Consider the following 8,126-nt stretch of genomic DNA (forward strand, 5'->3'; position numbering starts at 1 on the left):
ATGGCAGAAGATGCATTAATCTTGCGATTTTGTGTAGTTTAGACTAAGCTCCCGCTTTGCGGGTTTAGTTCAACAATCTGGAATAAATCATGCGGATTCAATGATGTTTTGGGAGATTAGTTGGGTGTTTGAACACCGCCAAATCTTTGATTTGGCATTAAAATGAAAGATAATAACAAATATAAGATTTGGCTCTGCGGCGATTTGGGAGGTTTGTTTCGTTTAATCTCCGCACGCTTCATCCAGTGACCGTTGTAGCGCATTATAAAATATTACACAGAAAAACATTACATGATTGACAAAATATTAAATTTTCAAAGAATTGAATACGAAAGTAAAATGTCTATTCATGACTTCAAATCAAGACTAAGCAGCATCTTTGACCAGAAAGGATTCAAATATAATTTGTCTGGAAAATTTACTACAGAACTCGACTTTAAAGCGACTGACAAATGGACAATTGGAATTTACATTCGCAGTTTTGAAAATGACCCAGCATATTTGAAAGGAAAAATTAAGGATTCAAAAGAAGGAATTATTGTTGACGTAACAGTAAGACCTAATTCCATATTCTCATTATTTGGATTGCTATTTCCTCTAGTTGGTTTGATTGCTTTGATTTCAACTGATTTTGGAAAAACAGATGAAGAGGCTTTGGGTGTAGGAATCGGGTTTATCGTTTTTGGACTAATTTGTTACCCAATTGGTAACTATTTGAGAAATAGGATAAGAAATAAGTTTGAGGAATATTTAGAACTTAAAAGACCCGTGTTAAACAGGGAGTAAACCCATTTAGAAGAAATAACGACGCTACAACAAAAGCTAATACGTAATGCGGAGGCAGTAATGTTTTGGGTATTTGTAAGGTGTCTGGGGGCGCCAAATTTTCGTCCCAAAAATTTATTAAGTTTAAGGTAAAATTTCAAAACGTAAATTTGGCTCTGTTGTGATTTGGGGCGTTAAATTGGTTTTTCCTCCCTTACGCTTCATCCAGTGACCGTTACCACCAATGCAAAGAAAGGCGTTACGTTCAGAATTATTCAACAATCATTTATAAACTTAAGCGCATATTTGAGTAACAAAAAAAGGAACAGATATTATAAACTCCATTCTTTATTCAAGCCTATGATAAAAGTCTATATTAGATTTACGCAATCTTTTTTCCTGCATTAGCTCCTGCACTTTGGTCATATACTTCCAATGGTTCAAATAACCACACACCTTTGCAAGGAAGCCCCATTTTTTCGAGTTCCTTTTTCATAGTTTCGAAGAGGTTTCCTTCAGTTTGGTGGTCTTTTACCTTTCCAATTACTTGATATGACTCCATATCTTTAACTACTAAAACTGCTACATTGGGATTGTTTTTAAAGTTTTCAGCAGTTGTGTGCATCATAATTTCTGCAGCACAAATCAAATCAGGTTGTGGCGCCATAGTACTTCCGATAACAACCGTATGTGGAATCCCTGTTGTAGAAACAGAAGTAAGAACCTTAGTTGCTTCTTGATTATTCAATAGTTTGATAACTTCTTCTGGTATTTTCATAATTATTAAGAGTTAAATTTCTAGATTAGAACGTAACAGTATATTCTATTTCAATTGATATTTTTCTTTCAATTTAGTTTTATCAACTTCACTTAAAGAATTAATATATCCTTTCCACCCTGGACACCAATTTATGTGCCATCTCCAAATTCTACCTCCAAATGATTTCGGATTTTTATCATACTTTGCCCTTCGCTTGCAGTTTTCACAATTATGCTCTTTCATAATATTCTATTTTAATACAACACAAAGTTAAATGCAAAAATGGCTACATTTGCAAAAGTATTTAAAATGTAACTAGTAACCTATGTGTAACTTAATATGACTTGTACAAAATGCTCTGGAAAGGGAGATTGTGATTCTTTTTTTCTTCCTTTGAATGATTTACTTCGTGTGTTGAACGGAAAGTGGAAGATGCGACTCATTCTTTGTATTGCATCTGAAACCAAACGATTTAACGAAATAAAGAATTGTCATGAAATTTCTCCTCGGATTCTTTCAAAAGAGTTAAAGGAATTGGAAATGTATGGAATAATTAGTCGAACAGAGGTAAATGATAACTTAAGGTCAGTAAATTATGCATTAACCGATATAGGTACTGAACTTGTACCGATTATTATTCAGTTTCAAAAATGGGGAACTGACTATCGACAAAAAGTATTGGTAAAAATGCATTAGGATGGATTAATATATCCAAAGTATTCTTATGCTTGAAGAAAAAGAATTGATAGATATATGTTTAAAACATGGAGCTTTTAAAGCACACATGATTAGTGTTGACAACATATCATTTGATGAAAGGTTACGTGATTATTGTGAAGTAAACCAATGTGGCTACTATGGAAAAAACCATGCTTGTCCTCCACATGTTGGTGGGACTAAAGATGTAATCGAAGAGGCAAAAAGCTATAATAAGGCATTAGTTTATCAAACAATAGGCAACCTAACCGATTCTTTTGATTATGACGGAATGAAAAATTCAATTAAAAGACATAGTGAAGTTTCAGATAAGATAGACAAAAAAGTTACTTTATATTTTGAAAAGCATCTTGATTTAAGAGCTGGTCCTTGTAAAATTTGTGAAGAATGTTCTGTTATTGATAATGACCCATGCAAATATCCTGATAAGAAAAGAGCTTCATTAGAAGCTTATTGTATTAACGTTTCTTCATTAGCTAAGGAATGTAATATGGATTACATTCACGGTAAAAATACTGTAACTTATTTTGGCGCATTTTTATTAAAATAAACTAATTGATTGTAAAGACTGAATATAGCCAGCGTACAATAAATAGGGATATCGGTCTGCAATGCCTGTCCCGAAAGTCGGGAACCCAGCGATTATTCCAGGTTGAACTACAACCCGGCTTTGATACCTGCCAGGTACTTTAATAGGTTTTTTGCGTTGTTTTATAGCTTTTGAATACGCGACACTACGTTTGTTTTTACTTATACACCAGCTTTTAGCCGTTAGTTTTACTGATAATGTATGCTTTTGGTGCAAAATCCGGAGCAAAACGGACACCCATTTCGGGGTAAAACGGACACCCGTTCTGTTTTAATGCGGACACTTTTCTCATCACATTTGCCATAAATTTTAAGCAAGCATTTATGGCAAACAAAAGGATTGATATGAGAAAAGTACGTGAACTATTACGATTACATTTCACGCAAGGACAAAGCGCCCGACAAGGGGCAAAAATTGTTGGCATAGGAAAAACCTCGGCCAGCGAATATATTTCAGGTTTTAAGAACAGCGGCCTTGATTACACGTGCGTAGAAAAACTGTCGGATACCGACCTGCTGCAAGCCATCAATGTGCAAAAAGAAACCGGGAACACCCGTTACAAAGCACTCTATGGGCAGTTTGTCTATTTTGAGAAAGAGCTGAATAGAACCGGGGTCACGCTACAGCTCCTGTGGCAAGAGTACAAAAACACTCATGCAGAAAGTTATGCCTATAGTCAGTTTTGCCACCACTTTTACAAGTGGCGCAACGATCAGAAGGTAAGTATGCCCATGGAGCATAAAGCCGGCGATGAGCTATTTGTCGATTATACGGGCAAGAAACTATCTTATACAGATGTAGAAACGTGAGAGCTGATCGAATGCGAAGTTTTCGTAGCCGTACTCGGGGCAAGCGGACAGTCGTATATCGAAGCAGTCCCGAGCCAAACGAAAGCGGACTGGATAACGGTCAATCAAAACGCCTTGCGATACTACGGTGGAGTTCGGCGGCCATTGTCCCCGACTGTTTAAAGTCCGCTGTTATTAAGGCCGATAAGTATGAGCCCAAGCTAAACGAGACCTATACCGACTTTGCCAACCACTACAATACCGTTATACTGCCGGCAAGGGCGCTACACCCGAAAGATTAAATCCTTGGCCGAAAACTTTGTGCGCAATGCTTACACGCATATTTATGCCCCATTGCGTAACGAGACCTTTTACTCATTGGAAGAGTTGAACGCCGCTTTAAAAGAAAAACTCCACGCTTATAACAACAAGAATTTCCAAGGGAAAGACCATTCGCGCCAGAACCTGTTCGACCAGATTGAAAAGCAGCACTTAAAGCCACTTCCTGCCGAGCATTACGAACTCAGGCACTTTAATATGTTGAAGGTACATTACAACTACCACATCTACCTGGGCGACCACAAACACTATTACAGCGTGCCGTTCCGTTATGTGGGCAAGAGGGTAACGGTGGCGTATAACAACCGCACCGTAGAAGTGTTTTTCAACAATGTCCGCATCGCAAACCACAAAAAGGGGCGTTATGCTTATAGGCACACCACCGTGCCAGGGCATATGCCCCAGAACCACCGTTATGTATCGGAATGGTCTCCCGAACGCTTTATCAAGTGGGCCAATAATATCAGTACTGAAACCGGGGAGCTTATCACTAAAGTGCTGGATAGCAGGAAATATCCCGAGCAAGCTTATAAAAGCTGTATGGGCATCTTGCAACTGGAAAAGAAATACGGACGGGAAGATTTTATAAAAGCGTGTAAAAAGGCATTGGCCGTCAATTGCCTACAGTACAAGTTTGTTAAAAACACGCTCGTCAACAAAACGTTCAATCTGGATACAGAAGAGGAACTCATCAACCTTACCATCCCCTTTCATGATAACATCAGGGGGAAAGAATATTACAATTAACTTTAAATCATATCACAATGAACATTAATGCAACTTTAGAAAAGTTAAGCACCATGCGTTTACATGGCTTTAAGCGCGCTTACCGTAACATCCTGGACAACGCCCAACAGGAGCAATTTACAGCAGACGAACTGATAGCACATCTGGTAGATGCCGAGCATGATGATAAATACAATAAGAAGCTCAGCCGGCTTATAAAGCAAGCCCGTTTCAAACAGCAGGCCAGCTTTGAACAATTAAACTTCCAACATCCAAGAGGTCTGGACAAAAACAATATACTCCGCCTGCAAAATTGCGACTGGCTGGCCAAATCAAGGGACATACTTATTTCCGGTCCAACTGGTGTAGGAAAATCGTTCCTGGCATGTGCGCTTGGGCATCAGGCTTGTATTAACGAACACCGCACCCGGTATTTTACGGCCAACAAATTATTCGATCAGTTAGTACTTGCCAAAGCTGATGGCAGCTACTTTAAGCTTATAGATACTATCGCCCGACAGAAGTTATTGATCATTGATGACTTTGGTTTGAAAAAACCGGATGCCAAAAGTTTGTACGATGCTGCTTGATTGTACTATTTGGTAAAAGTCTTTATGATGATTTTACTAAATAATGATTAGAACTCTTTACAACATACGAACTTCTATATATTAGGCTTTTACCATGCTGAAAGTCCAATAATTTCACCGTTCGGACCTACAAAAAAAGTATATTTGTCGCGGACGTAATTTTCATTTTCCAACGTGTAACCTTCTTCTTTCAACTTATCTCCTATTGGTCCAATATCATTCACCTGAAGCATAAAGTGGTTATGGTTGGTATTTCCAACAGGGCCAATGGTATGTATATATTCTGGAGCTGTGAGTGATAATGTTATTGCAAGGTCATTTGCCTTTAGCTTCATTGCCAACATCCCCTCAATACCTTTGCCTTGAAATACTTCTGCATCGTCTAATTTAAAACCTAAAATCTCACGATAAAGTTTTAAAGTTTTTTCAAGTTCTAATACATGTACACAAATATTCTTTAATCCAATAACCCGTGCTTGTACTTTACTAGTATCGTTTGCAATAAGTTGCTCTGAATTCTGAGCAGAACTAAAAACTGTACTTGCTGTTACGAAAACTACAAGGCATAAAAACCTATATGAAAAATTAGATTTACAGGTATGCTCTTTTCTTTTCATTTCATTATTGCTTTTTATAGTTAACACAAAATAGTCTTTACAAAATAGAAATTGTAATGTACATAAACTTTAAATAATATTCTGGATTGTATCAAATATATGAAAAAGAGATTGTATTTTCGGTGGATTACTATATCAATTGATACAGAATGTTTATACAACAAAAACACAACTTGAATCAAGTTTAATTATATTCAAATGAAGATTATCTATTTTTCGATTATCATTACGCTCATATTAACATCGTGTACTCACGTTGTCAAGAAACATCCTTCTGATCCGAACAGCAAATACGAATGGGAAAACTTAGTTGATCAAAATCTTTCGGAATGGGATGTTTATTTAAGTTATAAAATTCAGCCTGGTTACAATGGGGCACAGCCTAGAGATGAGCAAGGAAACCTTATTGAGCCCATTGGATTAAACAATTCTTCCTATAATGTATTTTCTACGATTAAGGAAGCTGATAATTTAATAATAAAAAATTCAGGTGAGTATTATGGATGTTTGGTAACAAAACAAGAGTATGAAAATTACCACTTCCAACTAAAATATAAATGGGGAAATAAAAAATGGGCTTATAGAGAGAATTTATTAAAAGACGCTGGTATTCTATACCATTCAATAGGGCCAATTGGTGTTGATTATTGGAGATCATGGATGCTATCACAAGAGTTTCAGATTATGGAAGGACATACTGGAGACTTTTGGAGCCAGTTAACATCGGCAATTGATATTAGGGCATATAAACCAGAAGGAAATTTAAATCCGATGGCTCACTCTTCTCAAGACTTCCTACCAATAGGTTTTCAAAGTCCTTATAAAAACTATTGTTTACGAAGTGGGAATTATGAAAAAGAACACGATGAATGGAATACGCTGGATTTATATTGTTTTGAAGATAAGAGTTTACATGTTGTGAATGGACATGTTGTTATGATTTTAAAAAACTCAAGATATACGGATGAGCAGGCCAACACAAAGCCTTTAACAAAAGGTAAAATTCAGTTACAAAGTGAAGCTGCAGAGATATTTTTTAAAGACATTAAAATTCGAGAAATTGATTCACTAAGCAGTTCCCAATTGGCACTTTTCTAAACTTTGTTCATTACTGCAACAAATTAGTGTAAAAATTGGTGAACGTGATCATGTTAACATGAAACCATTTGCAAAAACTACATAAATCTAATAGATTAAAATTTGATATAAAATTGCTTGAAGAAAACAACAGTACACAACACGCGTTAAATCACATTGCGCGACAAGTAGTATATTTAAGCTTTAATACAATTAATAAACGGCGGTGGTAACCCGAGAGCGAAGAGCTATGAAATGCGCAACGATGTTTTAACGCAACCGTTAGTGTGCCACGAAGCTGTGGTAATCCAGTAGGTGTAAATCCTACCTAAATAATTTTTCACAAGATCATTGCTCCGTTCGGCATAATTCAAGCAAGCTTGATTCTGCTCTCTCTTATCGCAATAATGTACTGTTCAGATAGTGGGCTGCCGACAGTTAAGCCGGTATGCTCAAATGACCAAGCCGTAATGCGCAAGTGTAAGCATATGAGGGAAAACTGCACAGCCTGTCCACGAACATCGGGATACGGTTTGATGCAGGGGGCGCTGATAGTTTACATTTAATTATTACTTTTAGTCACAGTAATTTAGTAGACTATCAGGCTCTACTCTACGCAACAAGTATAAAGGAACAGTCGAGTATATGAATACGATATTGCAAATTGAAAAATAAAAGAGTAAAGCTTTTTGACAGGACAGTGCAACTTTGATGGAAATTTATTTTGTTTTATTATACCTCTGCAAAAACGACCTAAATTTGCAAAAGAGCTATTTTTGCTGACGCTCGAAGACACTACAAACAACCTTCCTACAACAGAAACTTCTTCTTAACAAACTCATCAAATCCAGACTTATACTGTTTACTAATTGGAATCCGTTTATCACCAAATATAATTCGGTTTCGCTCAATAGTTTTGATTTTATTTAATGAAACAATAAAGGAACGGTGTACACGCATAAATCTATCTAACGGAAGTTTTTCTTCTAAGGATTTCATGGTTGAATAAAAAACGATTAATTTTGATGTCCCCTCAATATAAAGTTTTACATAATCCTTTAATCCTTCGAAATATAGAATATTGGATATTCCGGAGCATGTTGACCCCCTTCCCAAACGTTGGTTAAGGTTGTGTTTTAGCATGACATTCCGGCGGAT

12 protein-coding genes are annotated in these 8,126 nt (G+C 36.6%); 8 read left to right on the forward strand and 4 right to left on the reverse strand.

The genetic code is table 11. The annotated features are described in order from the left end of the window. Nucleotides 1–291: 291 nt before the first annotated feature. Nucleotides 292–786, forward strand: coding sequence for a hypothetical protein (locus tag ACRD64_RS24705; RefSeq protein ID WP_430937214.1), 495 nt, complete (start codon nucleotides 292–294; stop codon nucleotides 784–786). Between the two features lie 361 nt (nucleotides 787–1,147). Here ACRD64_RS24705 and ACRD64_RS24710 read toward each other — a convergent pair whose 3' ends face one another. Continuing rightward, on the reverse strand, nucleotides 1,148–1,543 hold the full coding sequence (locus tag ACRD64_RS24710) for a pyridoxamine 5'-phosphate oxidase family protein (protein WP_430937216.1): 396 nt from the start codon (nucleotides 1,541–1,543) through the stop codon (nucleotides 1,148–1,150). A gap of 45 nt (nucleotides 1,544–1,588) precedes the next feature. Further along, complete coding sequence (locus tag ACRD64_RS24715) at nucleotides 1,589–1,768, reverse strand: hypothetical protein (RefSeq protein ID WP_430937218.1); 180 nt, start codon at nucleotides 1,766–1,768, stop codon at nucleotides 1,589–1,591. Nucleotides 1,769–1,864: 96 nt separating this feature from the next. Between ACRD64_RS24715 and ACRD64_RS24720 the strand changes: the two genes are divergently transcribed. The 6 genes from ACRD64_RS24720 (at nucleotide 1,865) to ACRD64_RS24745 (ending at nucleotide 5,274) form a co-directional block, all read left to right on the forward strand. After that, entirely contained in the window at nucleotides 1,865–2,221 is a 357-nt protein-coding gene (locus tag ACRD64_RS24720; RefSeq protein WP_430937220.1) for a winged helix-turn-helix transcriptional regulator, read from the forward strand. 28 nt (nucleotides 2,222–2,249) lie between these two features. Then, a complete protein-coding gene (locus ACRD64_RS24725) occupies nucleotides 2,250–2,792 on the forward strand; it encodes a DUF2284 domain-containing protein (protein ID WP_430937222.1) in 543 nt (180 codons plus the stop codon). 383 nt (nucleotides 2,793–3,175) lie between these two features. Beyond that, complete coding sequence (locus tag ACRD64_RS24730; RefSeq protein ID WP_430937224.1) at nucleotides 3,176–3,640, forward strand: hypothetical protein; 465 nt, start codon at nucleotides 3,176–3,178, stop codon at nucleotides 3,638–3,640. Nucleotides 3,641–3,651: 11 nt separating this feature from the next. Further along, the gene (locus ACRD64_RS24735; RefSeq protein WP_430937226.1) at nucleotides 3,652–3,921 is read left to right on the forward strand and encodes a hypothetical protein; all 270 of its coding nucleotides are present in this window, start codon (nucleotides 3,652–3,654) and stop codon (nucleotides 3,919–3,921) included. 4 nt (nucleotides 3,922–3,925) lie between these two features. Beyond that, nucleotides 3,926–4,705: a Mu transposase domain-containing protein gene (locus ACRD64_RS24740; RefSeq protein ID WP_430937228.1), complete on the forward strand. Its 780-nt coding sequence runs from the start codon at nucleotides 3,926–3,928 to the stop codon at nucleotides 4,703–4,705. Nucleotides 4,706–4,722: 17 nt separating this feature from the next. Next, a complete protein-coding gene (locus ACRD64_RS24745; RefSeq protein ID WP_430937230.1) occupies nucleotides 4,723–5,274 on the forward strand; it encodes an ATP-binding protein in 552 nt (183 codons plus the stop codon). 89 nt (nucleotides 5,275–5,363) lie between these two features. Here ACRD64_RS24745 and ACRD64_RS24750 read toward each other — a convergent pair whose 3' ends face one another. Beyond that, entirely contained in the window at nucleotides 5,364–5,891 is a 528-nt protein-coding gene (locus ACRD64_RS24750; protein ID WP_430937232.1) for a VOC family protein, read from the reverse strand. 198 nt (nucleotides 5,892–6,089) lie between these two features. Here ACRD64_RS24750 and ACRD64_RS24755 point away from each other — a divergent pair, with 198 nt between their 5' ends. After that, entirely contained in the window at nucleotides 6,090–6,989 is a 900-nt protein-coding gene (locus ACRD64_RS24755; protein ID WP_430937234.1) for a 3-keto-disaccharide hydrolase, read from the forward strand. 789 nt (nucleotides 6,990–7,778) lie between these two features. Here the strand turns inward: ACRD64_RS24755 and ACRD64_RS24760 are convergent. Beyond that, on the reverse strand, nucleotides 7,779–8,126 hold a 348-nt coding region (locus ACRD64_RS24760; protein WP_430937236.1), incomplete at its 5' end, for a LytR/AlgR family response regulator transcription factor.

Origin of the sequence: Saccharicrinis sp. 156, assembly GCF_050589685.1 — a bacterium.
In the GTDB taxonomy this organism is placed as follows: domain Bacteria; phylum Bacteroidota; class Bacteroidia; order Bacteroidales; family Marinilabiliaceae; genus Saccharicrinis.